The 16,989-nt window shown below is 67.5% G+C and carries 13 protein-coding genes and 4 pseudogenes; 10 read left to right on the top strand and 7 right to left on the bottom strand.

Annotated elements, in window-relative coordinates:
- The first annotated feature begins 162 nt into the window (after positions 1 to 162).
- The 3 genes from OG819_RS50305 (at position 163) to OG819_RS50295 (ending at position 3,620) form a co-directional block, all read left to right on the top strand.
- Positions 163 to 627: a hypothetical protein gene (locus OG819_RS50305; protein WP_266656434.1), complete on the top strand. Its 465-nt coding sequence runs from the start codon at positions 163 to 165 to the stop codon at positions 625 to 627.
- Positions 628 to 1,161: 534 nt separating this feature from the next.
- Positions 1,162 to 2,706 (top strand): FMN-binding glutamate synthase family protein, encoded by a 1,545-nt coding sequence (locus OG819_RS50300; RefSeq protein WP_266656432.1) that lies wholly within the window; start codon positions 1,162 to 1,164, stop codon positions 2,704 to 2,706.
- A gap of 131 nt (positions 2,707 to 2,837) precedes the next feature.
- Complete coding sequence (locus tag OG819_RS50295; protein ID WP_266656430.1) at positions 2,838 to 3,620, top strand: alpha/beta fold hydrolase; 783 nt, start codon at positions 2,838 to 2,840, stop codon at positions 3,618 to 3,620.
- A 421-nt stretch (positions 3,621 to 4,041) separates the two neighbouring features.
- On the opposite strand, the gene OG819_RS50290 is transcribed toward OG819_RS50295, so the two are convergent.
- On the bottom strand, positions 4,042 to 4,902 hold the full coding sequence (locus OG819_RS50290) for a 3-hydroxybutyryl-CoA dehydrogenase (protein WP_266656428.1): 861 nt from the start codon (positions 4,900 to 4,902) through the stop codon (positions 4,042 to 4,044).
- 247 nt (positions 4,903 to 5,149) lie between these two features.
- Positions 5,150 to 6,115, bottom strand: a pseudogene (locus tag OG819_RS50285) (ISAs1 family transposase); the annotation flags it as partial.
- Between the two features lie 42 nt (positions 6,116 to 6,157).
- On the opposite strand from OG819_RS50285, the gene OG819_RS50280 reads away from it, so the two are divergent.
- From OG819_RS50280 to OG819_RS50255, 6 genes and pseudogenes are all read left to right on the top strand, one after another.
- Positions 6,158 to 6,631: a nuclear transport factor 2 family protein gene (locus OG819_RS50280; protein WP_323139461.1), complete on the top strand. Its 474-nt coding sequence runs from the start codon at positions 6,158 to 6,160 to the stop codon at positions 6,629 to 6,631.
- 45 nt (positions 6,632 to 6,676) lie between these two features.
- Positions 6,677 to 6,994, top strand: a pseudogene (locus OG819_RS59355) (hypothetical protein); the annotation flags it as partial.
- A 47-nt stretch (positions 6,995 to 7,041) separates the two neighbouring features.
- Positions 7,042 to 7,131: pseudogene (locus OG819_RS59350) on the top strand (hypothetical protein); the annotation flags it as partial.
- 354 nt (positions 7,132 to 7,485) lie between these two features.
- A pseudogene (locus tag OG819_RS59345) lies at positions 7,486 to 8,773 on the top strand (BNR repeat-containing protein); the annotation flags it as partial.
- Between the two features lie 414 nt (positions 8,774 to 9,187).
- The gene (locus OG819_RS50260) at positions 9,188 to 10,486 is read left to right on the top strand and encodes an ISAs1 family transposase (protein ID WP_266650140.1); all 1,299 of its coding nucleotides are present in this window, start codon (positions 9,188 to 9,190) and stop codon (positions 10,484 to 10,486) included.
- A 1,223-nt stretch (positions 10,487 to 11,709) separates the two neighbouring features.
- Positions 11,710 to 12,099 (top strand): hypothetical protein, encoded by a 390-nt coding sequence (locus OG819_RS50255; protein WP_266656422.1) that lies wholly within the window; start codon positions 11,710 to 11,712, stop codon positions 12,097 to 12,099.
- A gap of 396 nt (positions 12,100 to 12,495) precedes the next feature.
- On the opposite strand, the gene OG819_RS50250 is transcribed toward OG819_RS50255, so the two are convergent.
- The 3 genes from OG819_RS50250 to OG819_RS50240 form a co-directional block, all read right to left on the bottom strand.
- Complete coding sequence (locus OG819_RS50250; RefSeq protein ID WP_266656420.1) at positions 12,496 to 12,624, bottom strand: hypothetical protein; 129 nt, start codon at positions 12,622 to 12,624, stop codon at positions 12,496 to 12,498.
- 203 nt (positions 12,625 to 12,827) lie between these two features.
- Positions 12,828 to 13,361, bottom strand: a complete 534-nt coding sequence (locus OG819_RS50245; protein WP_266656418.1) for a hypothetical protein — start codon at positions 13,359 to 13,361, stop codon at positions 12,828 to 12,830.
- Positions 13,358 to 13,627, bottom strand: coding sequence for a hypothetical protein (locus tag OG819_RS50240; protein WP_266656416.1), 270 nt, complete (start codon positions 13,625 to 13,627; stop codon positions 13,358 to 13,360). Before OG819_RS50240 ends, OG819_RS50245 begins: the two co-directional genes overlap by 4 nt.
- Positions 13,628 to 14,094: 467 nt before the next feature.
- On the opposite strand from OG819_RS50240, the gene OG819_RS50235 reads away from it, so the two are divergent.
- Complete coding sequence (locus OG819_RS50235; protein ID WP_266656414.1) at positions 14,095 to 15,156, top strand: esterase-like activity of phytase family protein; 1,062 nt, start codon at positions 14,095 to 14,097, stop codon at positions 15,154 to 15,156.
- Positions 15,157 to 15,271: 115 nt separating this feature from the next.
- On the opposite strand, the gene OG819_RS50230 is transcribed toward OG819_RS50235, so the two are convergent.
- Both OG819_RS50230 and OG819_RS50225 read right to left on the bottom strand, forming a co-directional pair.
- Positions 15,272 to 15,460 carry a hypothetical protein gene (locus OG819_RS50230; protein WP_266656412.1) on the bottom strand — a complete coding sequence of 63 codons (189 nt, stop codon included), beginning with the start codon at positions 15,458 to 15,460 and terminating at the stop codon, positions 15,272 to 15,274.
- Positions 15,461 to 15,654: 194 nt separating this feature from the next.
- Positions 15,655 to 16,869 (bottom strand): IS110 family transposase, encoded by a 1,215-nt coding sequence (locus OG819_RS50225; protein ID WP_266656410.1) that lies wholly within the window; start codon positions 16,867 to 16,869, stop codon positions 15,655 to 15,657.
- Positions 16,870 to 16,989: the final 120 nt, after the last annotated feature.

Raw genomic sequence — 16,989 nt, 5'->3', positions numbered from 1 at the left:
GGTTGATCGCTCTCCTTTATTCCGGGTCATTCGGGTGATTTACTTCACGCATCAAGTTTATTGTTCAACTATGTATGGGTGCGTAACTTTGCCAGGGCCAAGACAACGGGGCGTCCGCCGTCAGCAGGCACGGAGCGGCGGACAGTGCGAGGAGGAAAGACTGTGAAGAAGCTCGTGCGGCGTATCGCGACCGTAAGCGTTTCTGCCGCACTCGCCGGAGGCGCTCTCCTCACCGTCGGCGGCTCCGCGACTGCGGCCACTTCGCGGGACAGCGGGCCCACCCCTGCCCAGACCGTCCTGACCGCGGACACGAAGACCGTAGGCCTCCACGGCATACGTCACGACCGTGGCGCCCATGCTCACGGTCAGCGGCTCCATGACCGCGGTGACCAGGACTACGGCAGCCTGTATGACGACGGCCACGGTCACACTGGCACGTACCGAATAGCGAGTGGGCCCTTTGTCCCTTGGGTGGAAGACCAACTGCTGCACTTCGACCCCTGGATCGAGAATCAGTTGGCGATGTTCGTCCACTCCGGCGAACTCGGTCATCGGCACTTTGTGAACGACTGGCGCCGCAGCATCCAGACATACTCGGACCGCTCAGGGGAGGGCACCCGCCGCTGAGTGCTCGCCCGGAGCACACTCAGGTGCGTCGCCCCTGCGTCGGCAACCGGCGGCTTGTGCCCAGGGCGGATCACGGGCCCGCGTCGCCGTCCTGCGCTCGTGGTGAGCCCACTTGGCCCCAAAGCCCCGCAGCCCCTGCGGAATACGCGGACCCGGCGCCTGCGAGTGAGCCTGACCGAAACGTCATTTCGCATTGGGTGCAGATCTTTTGAGGGTCTGGCCCACCTGCGGTTTTGTACGGATCGAGTTCATCGTCCCACGAAGCCCATCGCGGCCGACCTGCCCGTCTGTCTCTCACAGCACCCGTTGATCCGCGTCGGCGCCGTACGGCCGGGCGTAACTGACACGGCGTAGCCCTGCTGGATCACGAACCCGCAGGTCACGCTCGTGCCAGACACCCTCAAAAGATCTGCACCCTTTCGCATTCTTCGGCGGATGCTGATGCCCGCTTGGCCGTGCCCGCCGCCCAACGCCCAACACGACACAACGACTCCACCGCACGGCGATGGAGTCGTGCATCGAGGAGGAATGTTCATGCACACCCGGAGGATCGGCGCGGCCGCCGCAACAGCAGTGGCGCTGCTGGCTGCCCACGACCTCATTCAGAAGAGGCACGCACTGCTCCGGAACTTCCCGGTGATCGGGCACGCCCGGTACCTGTTGGAGACGATCGGGCCGGAGCTGCGGCAGTACATCGTGACCTCCAACGAGGAGGAGCGCCCGTTCAGCCGTGACCAGCGCGCCTGGCTCTATGCGTCGGCGAAGGAGGAGAACAACTACTTCGGGTTCGGAACCGAAGTCGACGTCGAGCACGTGCAGGGGCACGCCTACCTGAAGCAGCACACGTTCGCCGGTCCTCTGCCCGACGCGCACGACCCGCAGGCGCCACTGCCCTCGGCCAAGGTGCTGGGCGGGCCACGCGGGCGGGCCAAGGCGTTCCGGCCGGCAAGTGTGGTGAACATCTCGGCGATGAGCTTCGGATCGCTCTCCGGCGCGGCCATCACGGCGCTCAACAAGGGGGCGGCGCTGGCGGGCACGATGCACAACACGGGCGAGGGCGGTCTCTCGCCGTACCATCGCAACGGCGGCGACCTCGTCCTTCAGATCGGGACGGCGTACTTCGGCTGCCGCAACGAGGACGGGAGCTTCAACCTCGACAAGCTCAAGGAGGTGGTCTCCGGTGCCCCGGTCAGGGCGATAGAGATCAAGCTCTCCCAGGGCGCCAAGCCGGGGCTGGGCGGGCTGCTGCCGGGTGCAAAGGTGACCCCGGAGATCGCCGGTATCCGCGGCATCCCGGTCGGCAAGGACTGTGCGTCCCCGTCGCGGCACAGCGCGTTCAGCGACGTCGACTCGATGCTCGACTTCGTCGAGCTGATCGCCACCGAGACCGGTCTGCCGGTCGGGGTCAAGAGCGCGGTGGGGGAGATGGGTTTCTGGCGGGAACTGGCCACGCTGATGGCGCGGGGTGACCGTGGTGTCGACTTCGTGACCGTCGACGGCGGCGAGGGCGGCACCGGGGCGGCGCCGCGGATCTTCGCCGACTCGGTTTCGCTGCCGTTCCGGATGGGCTTCTCCCGGGTCTACGGCACCTTCGCCGAGCTGGGGCTGACCGACGAGCTGACCTTCATCGGCTCCGGCAAGCTCGGCCTGCCCGAGAACGCAGCGGTCGCCTTCGCTCTGGGTGCCGACATGATCAACGTGGCCCGTGAGGCGATGCTGTCCATCGGCTGCATCCAGTCGCTGAAATGCCACACCGACACGTGTCCCACCGGCATCGCCACCCAGAACCCGTGGCTGGCCCGCGGCCTCGACCCGACCTCGAAGGCCACCCGGGCCGCTGTCTACCTGCGCACCCTGCGCCAGGAGCTGATCAAAGTTTCGGCGGCCGTCGGCGTCGCCCACCCGGCACTCATCACAGCCAACGACATCGAGATCATGAATGGCGACTACGAGGCCCGCGCCCTGGCCGGCGTCTATGGCTACAAGGACGGCTGGGGCGAGCTCGGCCCACACCTCGCCGATGAGATCACGGCACTGCTCACCACCAAGCCTTCCGCAGTCCACAAGCCGGCCGTCTGACGCGCCGACAGCGACGAGCACCGCGCGCAAGGTTCCCCTGCGTGGAGCACGAGCGTGGCACTAGCCGGTGTCGCCCTCACCCGCCCGCCTGCCCTCACCCCACGACCAGTCCATGCCGAGGCGATCACAACATGACTGAAAAAGTGAGATTCAAGAGCGTCGTCGGCCCCGAACTGGCCGGGTCGATCGACCTGCCAGAAGGCGAGATCCGGGGCTGGGGAGTCTTCGTCCACGGATTCACACTCGGCAAGGACTCGCCAGCCGCCTCGCGTGTCAGCAAGCAGCTGGCACGCGAGGGGATCGGGATGCTGCGCTACGACAACCTCGGGATCCAAGACTCCGACGGCGACTGGGGGGACGGTTCCTTCACCATCAAGGTCCAGGACACCGTCCGTGCAGCAACTTTGATGGCAGAGCGAGGAACTCCAGCAGACCTGCTGGTGGGACACTCGTGGGGAGGCGCCGCCGCCATCGCCGCAGCGGCCGAGGTAACCGGCGTCCGCGCGGTCGCCACGATCGGGGCACCTGCCGACCCCAGCCACGTCGAGAGACAGTACGACGCGGTCACGGAACGCGTTCTCAGTGAAGGATCGCACGAGTGGTTCGTCGGCGGGAGGACCCTGGTCCTCAAGCGTGCCTTCGTCGACGACGTCCACCAAGCTCGCCTACGTGACCGGATACGCGAGTTGCACCTGCCGCTACTCGTCATGCATTCGCCTACCGACAACACCGTCGACATCGCCAACGCCGGGGAGATCTTCCGCGAGGCACGACACCCGCGAAGTTTCGTGTCGCTCGAAGGAGCAGACCATTTCCTGACCGCACGAGGACAAGCGCAGCGAGCCGCTCACATCATCAGCGCCTGGGCCGACCAGTACATCCACAGCTCACGTCCCGGCGGAAATAACAAGTGAGGTGGGCTACGGATTCCCAATGGAGTTGCCAACTGGTGTCGGTGACAGGCTGTGAGCGTGTAAGCCGGGGGCGGTGGTGCGGTGATCTCGAAGGTTCGACCGTCGCGCACCAGGGCCCACAGGAATTGGGACAACAGCCCGGGTCCCTCCGCTGACATGCGGCGGAGGCCATTGATGTCCTGATCGCGACCCCTCGGACGCCCCCTGAAAACGGCTGGGCGGTTTCGCGGGAGATCTCCCAGCACTTGAACGTCATACTGCGCGCCATAGCGGAGGAAGTCGTCAGCTGGGCACTGGGCCGGCGGCCGCTGACTTGGCAGGTCTCGGAGAAGCTGGATACGGCGGTGCGGAGGCGGGAGTGAAACAGATGCGCCCGGCACCGAGTCGGGTGCCGGGCACGTCGGAGCGTCGCAGCTTGTAATCAGCCGTAGGTGTAGAAGCCGGACCCCGCCTTCCGGCCCAGCCGGCCCGCCTCGACCATGCGCTGCAGCAGCGGGGGAGCGGCGTAGAGCGGCTCCTTGTACTCGGCGTACATCGAGTTGGCGATGGAGACGATGGTGTCCAGGCCGATCAGGTCGGACAGCTTCAGCGGGCCCATCGGGTGGGCGCAGCCCATCTCCATGCCGTTGTCGATGTCCTCGCGGCTCGCGATGCCCGACTCGAACATGCGGATCGCGGACAGCAGATAGGGCACCAGCAGCGCGTTGACGACGAAGCCGGAGCGGTCCTGGGCGCGGATGGCGTGCTTGCCGAGGAGCTTCTCGGCGAAGAGCTGGGCGCGGCCGAGCGTGGCCTCAGAGGTGGTGAGCGCCGGGATCAGCTCGACGAGCTGCTGCACGGGGGCCGGGTTGAAGAAGTGGATGCCGACGACGTGGTCGGGACGCGAGGTGGCGACCGCCAGCTTCACCAGCGGGATGGAGGAGGTGTTGGAGGCGAGGATCGCGTCCGGTCGGGTCACCACCTGGTCGAGCACCTGGAAGATACCGGTCTTCACCTGCTCGTTCTCGACGACGGCCTCGATCACGATGTCCCGGTCGGCGAACTCGCCGAGGTCGGTGGTGAAGCTCAGGCGCTCCAGTGCGGCGTCCCGCTCCTCCTCACTGATCTTGCCGCGCTCGGCCGCCTTGGCCAGGGAGTTGAGCAGCCGGGTGCGACCGATCTCCAGGGCCTTTCCGGTGGTCTCGGCGACCCTGACCTCAAGACCGGAGCGGGCGCACACCTCGGCGATGCCCGCCCCCATCTGGCCGCAGCCCACCACTCCGACCCGCTCGATGTCGGTCACATCGTCTCCTTCGCTGATCAACGGCTGAATCAGGTGCTCCGCGTTCCGCGCCTGCTCCGATCGTGCACATTACTCCCGAAAATCGATAATCGATCGTCCGGGTGGGGGCATTGTTCCGCCTGGAGGTCGATCGGCTGCCCGGCGGGGACCCGCTGCCGGTGTGAACGTGGTCTTCGAAGACCGTGATGAGCGGCCGTTGAGCCCCCGCCAGCACAGGGCCCCGGGGTTGCCTTGGATGTCTGGTTGATCAGGTGATGCCGTAGAGGCAGAGGACGCGGTGCGTTCGGTGTGGGCTCGGCGTCCGGCGTCGGTGTTGTCGTATCCGGCGAGCTTGAGCGCACCGCGGACCAGGTCGCGGACGGTGGCGGGCACGGCGGGTGTATTGCGGGTCCTGACCTGGGACTTGTCCTCTCCGAAGACGACGTTGCGTACCCAGTGGACGGTGTTCTCCACGGTCCAGTGCCCGCGGGCGCAGGCGGCGACATCGGCCGCGGTGGCCTGTTCGGCGGGCGGGTCGGTGATGGCGTAGACGGTCTCGCTGGACCATTTCTTCGCCCCGTACAGGCGGCGTCGGCGCTGGATGCGCAGGACCTGGCGGGCGTGCGGGAAGAGCAGGCCGTCGACGGTGGCGACCTGCGCCGGGCGCTGCTCGTGGCGGCCGTGGCCGCGTGCGTCGTCACGGTGGATCACGGGGATCTCTTTCCAGGGCAGCCGGTGGAGTCGGCGGGCCTGACCGTGCTGGTTGTTCTTGATCGTGAGGAGGTAGTGGGCGCCGCGTTCGTGCAGGTGGGCGGCGTGGGAGCGCTGTGCGTGGAGGGCGTCGGCGGTGATGACCGCCCCGGAAATGTCGGCGTCGTCGATCTGGTCGAGCAGGGGTGCGAACTCGGGTATTCCATTTGTTGTCGCGCCGATCTCACGCGAGGCCAGGGCGATGCCGTCGCCGTGGCGGACCGCGGACAGTACGAAGAGCTGACGGCCGTCGGGACGCCGTGCCGCGCAGGCACTTTCCGTCCACCACGATCGCCCGGCGCCTTGAGCGCACGGGATCGGCCCGGGCGGCAGCCTGGTGGGCCCGGCGCTGTTCGCGTTCGGGGCCGCCGTCGGGCATCAGCGGCGCGGGAGTTGCGGGCTCGTCGGAGAGGAAGGACCTCAGGTAGGCGAATCCGGCCGCGCTGACTTCGGCCGGATCGAGGCGTCCCAGCACGCTGCGCAGGGGCGGCGCCCTGAAGATCGCCCGTCTCGCTTGGAGGAAAGCATTCCCACATCCACCCGCATGCCCGCCGATCCGACGTCGAGCTACCGAGCTATCGAGAACCTGATCGCACGTTACGCCGAGCTCGTGGACGACGGCGATTTCGCCGGGCTCGGCGTCCTTCTCGCTGACGCCACCTTCATCGGTAGTGGCGAGCCAGTCAGGGGTTGCCACGCGATCGAGAAAATGTTCCAGGACACTCTGATCGTTTACGCCGACGGCACGCCGCGAACCCAGCATGTCACGACCAATGTCGCCATCGAGGTCAACGAACAAGCGAGCACGGCGGTCTCGCGTTCGTACGTCACCGTGTTGCAGGCGCTGCCCGGCCTTCCGCTGCAGCCGATCGGGGGCGGTCGGTACCACGACCGCTTCGAGCGCCGTAATGGGCAGTGGTGCTTCGTAGAGCGACGGGCCGGCATCACCCACGTCGGCGATGTAAGTCACCATCTGCGCCAGGCTGCCGCACAGTGGTAAACCTCACCCGGGACCCGGCTCGCTTCAGACTACGCCGACACCCCGATCCGGCCCGGCCGGGCCGTTGAGGTCACTTGTGACAAGCAGGCTGCCTTCGTGACGACTGTCCCACGCTATCCCAGCCACTTCCACATCGCCCGGTACTTCGACAGCCTTGTGGACCACTTCGGGCTGAGGGGGTCGATCTCCTTCCGCACGGAGGTGGTCCGCGTGGATCCCGTTCCCGGCGGACGGTGGGCCGTCACGACACGCCACTGCGACTCGGGCGAGGCGACGGACCGGACCTACGCGGCCGTCCTGGTCGCCAACGGTCACCCCTGGAAGCCCCGCTGGCCGAGCTCGTCCCTGCCGGGAGCGCAGGAGTTCAAAGGCGCAGACACACTCGCACCACTACCGGACCCCCCAAACCCTTGGCCGACCGGCGCGTTCTCATCCTCGGCATCGGAGACTCGGCCTGCGACATCGCGGTGGAGACCTCGCGGGTGTCCCGGCGCACGTTTCTCGCCACGCGCCGCGGCGCGCACATCCTGCCCAAGTACCTCTTCGGCGTGCCAACCGACCATCTCACCGGCTCCTGGCTGGCCGAGGCGCCGCTGTCCGTGCAGGAACGCGGCCTCCAGCTCCTGCTGCGGCTCAGCCGGGGCCGGCTGAAGGACTACGGGCTGCCGACGCCCAGGCATCGTGTGCTGGGAGCCCACCCACCCCACCATCTCCGACGACCTGCTGTCCCGCCTCGGCCACGGCGACATCGCCGTGAAGCCCGACCCCGTGAGCTCGGACGGGGACCGGGTGACCTTCGCGGACGGGAGCGCGGAGGAGATCGACGCGATCGTCTACCGCACGGGCTACGACATCTCGACGACCGGGCGCTGTACTTCGTGTCGTACGACGGTCTGGTCAACAACCACGCGTTCCAGAAGAACGCCCTGCTCACACACCACGGTTTCCAGTACGCCGCCGACCGCGACGCAGTGGTCAGCCGCCGCGCCCCCGGGGCAAGTACCTGGCAGACCGCCGGCGTCGGTCACAGGCTCCGCTACGACGACTCCCACAACGTGATCTGCATGGGCGTCTCCGGCACCGAGGGCTGACTGCACCTCAACATGGACTCCCACAGCGACGGCTTCACCTACGTGAAGTCCGCGGCCGGCCTCCTCGACAGACCGGTCGCACGGAGTTGGAACACCAGCGGTTTCGGTGCCGCGCGGTCCACACTCGACGGACTCGTGCTCACCGCACAGTTCACCTACCCGCAGTTCATCCGCACCCCCGAGGGCGGGCTACAGCTCAGCTACCGCGCGGGGACCTCCGGGAACGGCCGCAACGCGCTGCCGAGTACGACGGTTTGTCCTGGACCGCGCTCGGTGAGTGGACCAGCTCCACCGGCACGTACACCACCGAGCACGGCTCCAGCACCGCCCGCAACATGTACCTGCACGGGTTCGACTACGACCTCGACGGCCGCCTGCACTCCCTCTTCACCTGGCGCGAGCAGAACACCGCCGTGATGCGCGACAGCGGCGGCATCACCAACCACGACACCGGCTACGTCTACTCGACCGACCGCGATCGCACCTGACACAACGACGCCGGCACCCTCGTCGGCACCACCGGCAGCCCCGACAGGGTCACGGTCACCGACAGCGGACTCGTCATCGACCCACTCGGTCCCGACCACTGCCTCATGAACTCGGAGAGCCAGGCAACCGACTCGGCGGGGCATCCGCACGCGATCATCAGCTACGTCCCGGGCCGCTTCGGACCTGCACGACCGACTACGCCACCGACCGGACGAACAACGGCCGCGCCTTCCACCTCTACAGGAGCACGGACGGCATCTGGACCAAGACCGAAATTCCGATCCGCCTCGGTTCCAGCCAGCGCACCAAACCTGTCCTGGACACCTACGACAACGCCTACGCGATCCCTCCCTTCGGCCGGATCGCCGCCGCCTCGAAGTCCTCCGGGTACAGCGACTGGAGGATCCTGGTCGACGACAGTGACCTCAACGCATTCGGAGAAGTCGTGATCGGCGAAACCCGCGTCCCCCAGGACAACATGCTCTCGGTCATGTACCAGGAGAAGTCCAACGGCAGGACACCTTCCCCGCTCCACGTCATCGACTACCAGCTGCCTACGTGACCCCATCCGCACATCGGTCAGAAGCCGGAGCAAACCCCGGATCAAATCGCGTCCCCTTCGTCCCCGGGGAGGCAACTTCTCGACCTGCGGATCCATTTCGGCCGCACAGCGCCCTCACCGCGTGACAACAATTCGACAACGGGGTCATGAACATACTCCACAACCGGCAGCGCAGGCAGTCCGAGCTGGTCATGATCAGCTCGGTGTAGTGCGAAGTCCGCACCTGACCAGTAGCGAGAAATCCATGTGACCCTGCTCCACCCGACTCGGGACAGTCCACGGCCCCGGCGTAGTTGATCTTTGATGGGTTTTGGGTCGTTTGCCCAGGGGGAGGGGTGCGAGTTGCCAGACGAGCGCGGCCTCTGATGATCTTTCAGGTTCCTACGCCAGAAGATCGTCTCAGGAGCCGCGCTCGTGTCCGCATCCTCCCTGATCAGCCCTGTCCTTGGCCAGCTCACCGATCTCGCGCTGTGGGAGGCCGAGCTCGCCGCCGACCCTGTGGCAGTGGAATCCGCGCTGGTCAGCAGGTTGCGGCAGGTCCCTGACCGGCGTGCGGAGCGTGGGCGGCGGCATCCCCTGGTGGTGATCCTGGTGCTGGCCGCGTGCGCGACGCTGGTGGTCGGTGGTGACTCCATGACCGCGATCTGGCAGTGGTCCGCCCGCGCCCCGCAGGTCAAACTGGCCCGCCTCGGCGCCCGGTACGACCCGCTGGCCGGCCAGTACCTTGTGCCCAGCGAGCGCACCTTCCGCCGCGTGCTCGCCGACCTGGATGCCGACGTGCTGGACGCGGCGACCTGCGCATACGTCACCGACGTCGCGACCGGAAAGGCACCGACGCCCGAGGTCCCGGACACCCCGGGGCCCATCGAGCGCGAACAGCGCCGCGCCGCCCAGCGGGCCGTGGAACACCCGGCGCCGGCCGGGCTGCTGCCCGCTGCGGCTCTCGACGGCAAGGCCCTGACCGGCGCCCGCACCGAATCGGGGCGGGTCTTCCTGGTCGGGGCGGTCGACCACGCCAGCGGCGCGGTCCTCGGCCAGAGGCAGGTTCCGGACAAGCGCGGCGAGGGCGAGGCGGCCCGCATGCTGCTGGCCCAACTCGCCTTGTCCGGCCGGGTGTTCACCCTGGACGCCCTGCACACCACGAAGAAGACCGCCCACCTGATCACGGACCGGCTCGACGCCCACTACGTCCTGATCCTGAAGGGGAACCAGCCGCTGGCCCGCGCCGCCGCCCAGGCGCTGCTGGCCGGTACCGACGCCGAGTGGACCGAGACCACCGAGGCCGAGGACGACCGTGGGCACGGGCGCACCGAGCGTCGCACGATCCGCACCGCCCAAGCCGACGACGCCCTCTTCCCCGGCGCGGGACAGGTCTTCCGCCTGCGCCGTGACACCGGCGGCCTCGACGGAACCTGGACCGGGAAGGAGATCGTCTTCGGCGTCACCAGCCTGCCCGCCCACCTCGCAGGCCCCGCTCACCTCAACCACTACGAGAGGGTCCACTGGTCCATAGAAAACAAGATCCACTGGGTGCGGGACGTCACCTTCCATGAGGACAACTCCCAGGTCAGGACCGGCACCGCACCCCGAGCACTGGCCAGCTTCCGCAACCTGGGCATCAGCACGCTCCGCCTGGCCGGACGAGCCAACATCGCCCACGCCCGCCGCGATCTCCTCAACCACAACGACGCCTTCGCCGTCTACGGCATCTGATCAACTACCACGAAGCCGGACACAACCGAACAACGCCGGGGCCGTGGGGACAGTCCGGATCCTCCGGTAGCCTCGGAACCATTCCGTGGAATCCCAGGTGTTCGAAGTGCGTTGCCCGACGAGCATGAGGCGTCGGAGGCGATGTGGCGTATACGACCTGGGAGTCGATGACGCGGTTCACCGTCGCGACCTCCGGCCTGATCGGCATCGCGAGACACCGGTCCACCAATCCGGACAGAAGTAGCATTCCCGATATTTCATTGACTCAAATCCCTTTACGCAGGACCTCCAGGGCCATCGGCAATCGCCACGAAGAAAACCAAAAGCGGACTTTGAGGACTAGAGAATAAGAGACTGAAATGACAGAATCGGATATAAAGCACCTTGCATCAAGGAGGCCCCCCGCAAAGGAGCAGCCCACGCCGCCGCCTGGGTCAGCAGTGGGCCCGGCATCGTCGGAACCGGCAGCGCCTCCGGCCCCCGGTACGGCCGCGGGCCTGCCCAGTGGACTCGAAGCGGGACACCGTTTCAAGTACCTGTTCTCCGGCTCGCACCCCGCCCCTGTACGAGATCCAAAACAGGAGCGCACGGCTGCCACCCCAGCGGGGACGCCACCTCAAGGGCTTGCATCCCCTCCTGTCAACAGACTCCTGAGCGACCTCAGGCTCCGAAGCAGCACCCACACCCCGAACTCCGGCTTTACCCAAGTCCAAGACCCGACCACAAGCCCGGTGCCTGAGCATGCCGAGACAGAGAGCCAACTGCCCGTTCGCGTGACCAAGCGCGAAAACAAGCAGGTCCGGGATCTCGTTGTCGCATCCGAATCCCAGCCGGTACTCGATCCCGATTCCCCCCTCAGCAACTTGCGGCGCCCCACCCGCCTACGCCCCGTGCGGACCGTCTGCGCCGTGCTGGCAGGGGGCGTGCTATCCGGTGCCCTCTTCGTACTGATAGGCGGCAGTGCGTCGCCTTCTTCCAAAGACGAACGGTCCAATGGAGCAGCTCCAGCGCCCGAGAGTACGACCTCGAACATGGGAGCAGAGCTCCCGGTGAGCTCTGACAGCAACCAACCGGCGCCGACGGTCGCGCCTTCCCTCAGCCCTGGCCATCTGCCCCCGGAGGGGCTGTCCCCGGCGTCGCTGGGACCTGCCGCGCGCACGCATGAGACAAGCGGCCCCTCGCACCATCCGGCTTCGGCACCGGCGGCGACCAGCACGGCGCCCGTGAGTGCTCCGTCCCCCGAACCCACCGTCCGAAGCAGCAACAGCGCGACTCCCGAGGGGACCACGCTGTACGTGTACCGCGACGAGCAGCTCATGCCCGGCCAGTCCTGGAAGACCAACCGCAGCACGATGATCATGCAGGCCGACGGGAACCTCGTGCTCCGGGACGAGAACGGCCGCGCACTGTGGCATTCCGGGACCGTCGGCACCGGCTACCGGGCGATCATGCAGGCGGACGGCAACCTCGTCGTCTACAACAAAGACAACTGGGGCGTCTGGAGTACCGGCACCGCGCGCCACGACGGCGCGGTCCTCTGCCTGCAGGGCGATGGAAATGTAGCTGTTGTCTACCAGGGCCAAATCATCTGGTCCACGGGAACTCAGCGCTGAGGGGGCGTTTTCTCTCGTTTCTCGTCCCGTAGTTTGCGCTTTTTCTTGAGATACGGGACCGCGGCCAGGAACTGGTGGCTTCGTCGGTGATGCGGCGGGCGATCAGGTCCGCAACGGCAAGGCGGATCATGGCCGGATCAGTGCGGCCCGCCGGATGGGGGTGAGGATGTCCGGGATCACCACGGTCGTCGCGCGGGACTGCCGGCCCACGCGGGCCCGGGCCCCGGCCTATTTCGGTCACTCTGCCCCGGCCCTGCGGGGCTTTGAACCAGATTCAGGGCCAATGCGTTCCCGGCCGGCGAAATGGGCTGCTCGCCTGCGTAGGTGTCCATTAAGGTTGTCGAAGTCTTTGATTACGAACAGGGTGCGCGTTCGCGCGGCGTCCTCCCTTACCGCCTAGGCCCGCTGCCGGCGCGCCTGGTCGCCGGCCTCGGCGGAGCCACGTTCCTGGCCGTCATCTCCCTCCTCGCCGCCGATACCGACTCCGGCCTGCGGACAGACCTCCAACACACTCAACGCCTCCACACGGGGACGACTCCTGGCCGGCCTGGACGGCAATGCCCTGGCCGTCGACGGGACGACAGTGCGCGGATCCCGCACCGACGGCACCGCCGCCCACCTGCGCGCCGTCATCGACACCGCGGGCGGCCACCACCGTCCAGCAGTCAAGGAGAACCAGCAGTGCAGCAAGCGCCTGCCCGGGTGCGTGTCTCCCCACCCAGGTCTGATCACGGTTGCCCGTTTCTCGCCCGCACCTCTCCTCCCGTGGTGTCCACCGCCTGCTGCGATGTCCACTGCAACCGCAGCACTATGTGCGCGCGCTGAACGAGAAAGGCCGCCATAGGCAGTTCGACGAAGACGGCGAGGGCGGCGGACGCCCAAACGGCCGACGTACCGAACTCGAGCGAGACATCGAACCACGCATCGCACACCAGCAGGACGGCGGCCGCCAGCGCGGGCATCACCACGGCCCGGTGTCGCCGCATCCCGAGGACGGCCGTCGTTCCCAGGACTGTGAGCAGCAGAATGTCGAAGCCGACCCAGGTCGTGCGCCAGGCGTGGACGCGGTAGTCGGATGGCAGTGTCAGCCCCAGTACCACGGTCCAGGGGACCAGGCCCAGTGCGGACACCGCGAGCAGCTCGACGGTGTGCCGTCTGCGCCGCTCATTCGGGTCGTCGCCTTCGACGCGCCCCGCGCGCACCGGCGTCGGAGCGACTGCGGAGGCGGCGGCTGGCGCCAGGTTTTCGGCTGTCCGGTTCATCGGCGTGTCGATTCCTCGATGACGCTGCGTGAAGAGGCTGGGTACCAGGCCGTGATGCGCCCGGTGGTGAACCAGCCGAGACCGGCCGCGAGCACGCCGACGAGGGCACTGGGAAGGTGCCGGCTCACCAGCATCACTACGGCGGCCATGTCCAGGCCGGCTGCGAGGAGGACGAAGGCGGCACGCTGCCACGCCTCGCGCGGCGCGGTGGCCGCGACCGGATGGTCGGGCCGGCTGCGGAGGAGTCCCGGAGTGAGGCGGCTCATCGCAGCGCCCTCTTCTGACCCGGTTGGCCGTTGCCCATGTCAGCCTCCCAAGAGCCCACTGATGTCAGCGACAACTGGAGACGGTCTTCGGATATTTCCGTGGGAACCCCTCAGGAGAAGGCATACAGGAGTGACATGGGGCACACGCGAGGCCGAGCCACTCGGTTCGTCACGTTACTGCCGAAGAAGGGGCGCCGTCGGCCCGCTCGCAACCGCGGCCAGGGATGCCCCTTCTGATGCCGGCCGCCCCTCGTCTTGCTGCTGCCCGGCACGTGGCCTGTTCGGTCCCCAATTCGGGCCCTTGGTGTCGCACAGACTTCACAAGTCCGTAACGCAATGGGTGACGCGCGTAGATCAGGGTTCCTGAAATGAATAGCGACTGATCAGGCAAGGCGCTCAAGTCATCGTGCCTGATATCAAACTGATGTCGCGTCAGACACATCACACATGCATCGAAAGGACCAGCCGTGTACCTGCGCCACGCCGTACCGCTGTTCACCGCGGCAGTCTCGCTCGCCCTCGCGTCCGTCCCGGCCGGCGGCCTGGACGCGAATGCCGCCGGCCGCGAGCATCACGCCCCGGCCCACGCGTGTTCCCCCTACGTCGCCATCGACGGCTTCTCGGACGAGCTCGACAAAACCACCCTGAACGGCATCCCTGTCGCCGAGCTGTCCGGGCTCACCCACGACACCAACGGACGTGTCCTGGCGGTCGCCGACAACTCCTACCTGTTCACCCTCGATCAGCACGACAACAAGCCTCTGGACGTGCAGCCACTGGCCTATCCCGACGGCGCCGACATCGACTCCGAAGCGGTGGCCGTGAACCCCGATGGCACCCGGCTGATCAGCGACGAGACGACGCCCGGCGTTCTCACCTTCACACGCTCGGGCCGGTTCGTCGGCAGCCTGCCCGTACCCGATGCCCTCAAGGTGGCACCGGCAGGACGGGCGACGCACAACCTGACCTTCGAAGGGCTGACGCTCCTGGCGGGGAACCGTACCCTGATCGCCTCCATGGAGGGTGCGCTCGCCGGCGACGCTCCGGATATCCGCCGTTTCCAGAGCTGGCAGCGCATCGGCAACTCCAACAGGTTCCGTACAGGACCGCAGTTCGCCTTCCGGACCGACCCAGGACTCGACATCTCCGACATCACCTCCACCGGAGACGGCCGCCTGCTGGTCCTTGAGCGCACCTACACCGCCGGGGTCGGCAACACGGTGCACCTCGTGCTGGCGGATCTCACGCACGCCGGCGACGTCACCAGCACGGCCGCCGTGGAGGACGGGCAGCCAGGGGTGCGGCAGGTCACCAGCAGGCTTCTGGCCGACATCGGCGCCTGTCCCTCACTCGGTGCGACGACCAAGCAGGCCCAGCCCAACCCCCTCCTGGACAACATCGAAGGCGTCACGGTCAACGGGCGCGGCAAGGACGGAAAGCTGAACCTGCTGATGGTGAGTGACGACAACCAGAGGCCGAGCCAGATCACCCGGCTGTACTCGCTGACAGCACGGCTTCCGCGCTCCTGAGCAGCCGTCCCCGCGTTTCCCTGCCGTGCCGTGGACAGCGGCGGCCTCCTCCGTGAGTTGGTCGGCCGACCTCAGCGGGGTCGAGGTGCTCGCGGAAGAAGCTAGCGGTGGTTTGTTAGCCGGGGCAGTAGAGATCAAGAGGCCTGCCGCTGCCGACGGTGTTGATCAGTTCCTGGAGTGCTGTGGGCGGGGGCTTCGTCGACCATGCACGCCAGTAGCGTTGCAGCGTGGACCAGGGCGTCAGCCAGCCACGGACGGCCCGGAGCGCCTGGGGCCAGCAGGCCGCCTGGGGCTGCTGGGACATCGGTTCTCCCCCTCTTTAACGGTCCTGGAAGTGCGTCAGGACCGGGTAGCTGGTCGGCTGGAACGGGCGGGGGTTGGGAACTGCTGCGGGTTGAGTGGCAAAAGTGTGCATGAGGGTGCATGAGTGAGTCCTCGGTCGTGGTGTGTGTGGGGGCGCTTGGGCGGCGGCGGTCGTGTTGATGCTCCTATCGTCAGTCAAGCGGCGGTGAGCCACTGACGGTAGGCATCGGCGAAGGCGTCGTCGCGACGCAGGCCGCGTTCGATGTTGGAGATGACGGCGGGCCACACGCCGAAGTGGTTGGCGGCGGCGGTGAGAGTGATGTTTTTCGTCTGCCGGGTCGGACGGAGGTCCGCAATCTCGGGGACTTGGACCGGGGTGGTCAAGAGCCGGAAGACCTCGCGGGCTATCGCGCGTTTGAGCAGCCGGATGATCTCCTTCTTCGTGCGCCCGGCGCTGGTCTGTCGGACGACGAACTCGCGGGTGCGCCGGCATCGGGCCATCCGAACGAGCGCGATGCGGTAGAGAGCGGCGTTGGCCGCTCGGTCGCCGCCCCGGGAGAGGCGGTGCCGGTTGGTCTTCCCGCTCGAGGCGGGGACGGGGGCCGCGCCGCATAGGGCAGCGAAGGAAGCCTCCGTGCGAAGACGGGCCGGGTTCGCGCCAGCGGTAATCAGCAGCTGGCCGGCGGTGTCCGGCCCCACCCCGTAGGCGGCACGCAGCCCGGGGTTGAGGATGGTGACCAACTGGTCGAGCTCCACGGTCAGGGTCGTGTGTTCCTCGGTCAGGTTCTGGACGCGCTTGGCCAGCGTGCGCAGGGCTGTCAGGAGCGGCGCGTGCGCGGGGTCAGTGGCCGGTCGGAGTCGGGCGAGGGTGGAAACGCGCTTGTCACCGGACACGGCGGTGTACTTGGCGCGGATGGCGTCGGGGGCGGTGACCAGGAGGTGTGTGATCTGGTTGAGCGTCGCGGTGCGGGCCTTGATCGCCGGGCGGGCGGCGGTCTGCAGGGCACGTATCCCGGCGATGGTCCCGTCCTTCGGAGCGCTGGTCGCGCGTCCGGAGACGACGGCGCGGGCCGCGGCATAGGCGTCGATCGGGTCGGACTTGCCGATCCTGCGGCGTTCGGCCTTGTCGGGCCGGCTGACCTCGACGACGGCCAGGCCGGCCTGCTGTGCGGCGTGTGTGAAGCCGGAGCCGTAGGAGGACGTCCCCTCCACACCGACGGCGGCGACGCTGCCGTGGGCTCGCAGGAAGGCGATCGCGGCGTCGTATCCGGCAGCGGTGGTAGGAAATTGGGCGTCGGCGAGGTGCCCGCCCCGGTCGGTGACCACGGCGACGTGGATGGTGTCGGCGTGCGAGTCCACCCCGCCCACCACGACCTGGTCCCTCGTGTCCGCCGCCTCTGTGCCTGCCATGCTGGAGATGCCTTCCTTGCCGAAGGTAGCTCCGGCCGGAAAGGGCAGACAGGACAGTCAGGGGGCCTCTGGCCAGGCTATGAGGTCATGCTCCGCCCGGCCGGAGCCCTGGGAACCGGG

This window comes from Streptomyces sp. NBC_01549, assembly GCF_026339955.1.
GTDB lineage: Bacteria > Actinomycetota > Actinomycetes > Streptomycetales > Streptomycetaceae > Streptomyces.
Note: the sequence above shows the minus strand (reverse complement) of the source record. Positions and strands in the feature narration are given on the sequence as shown.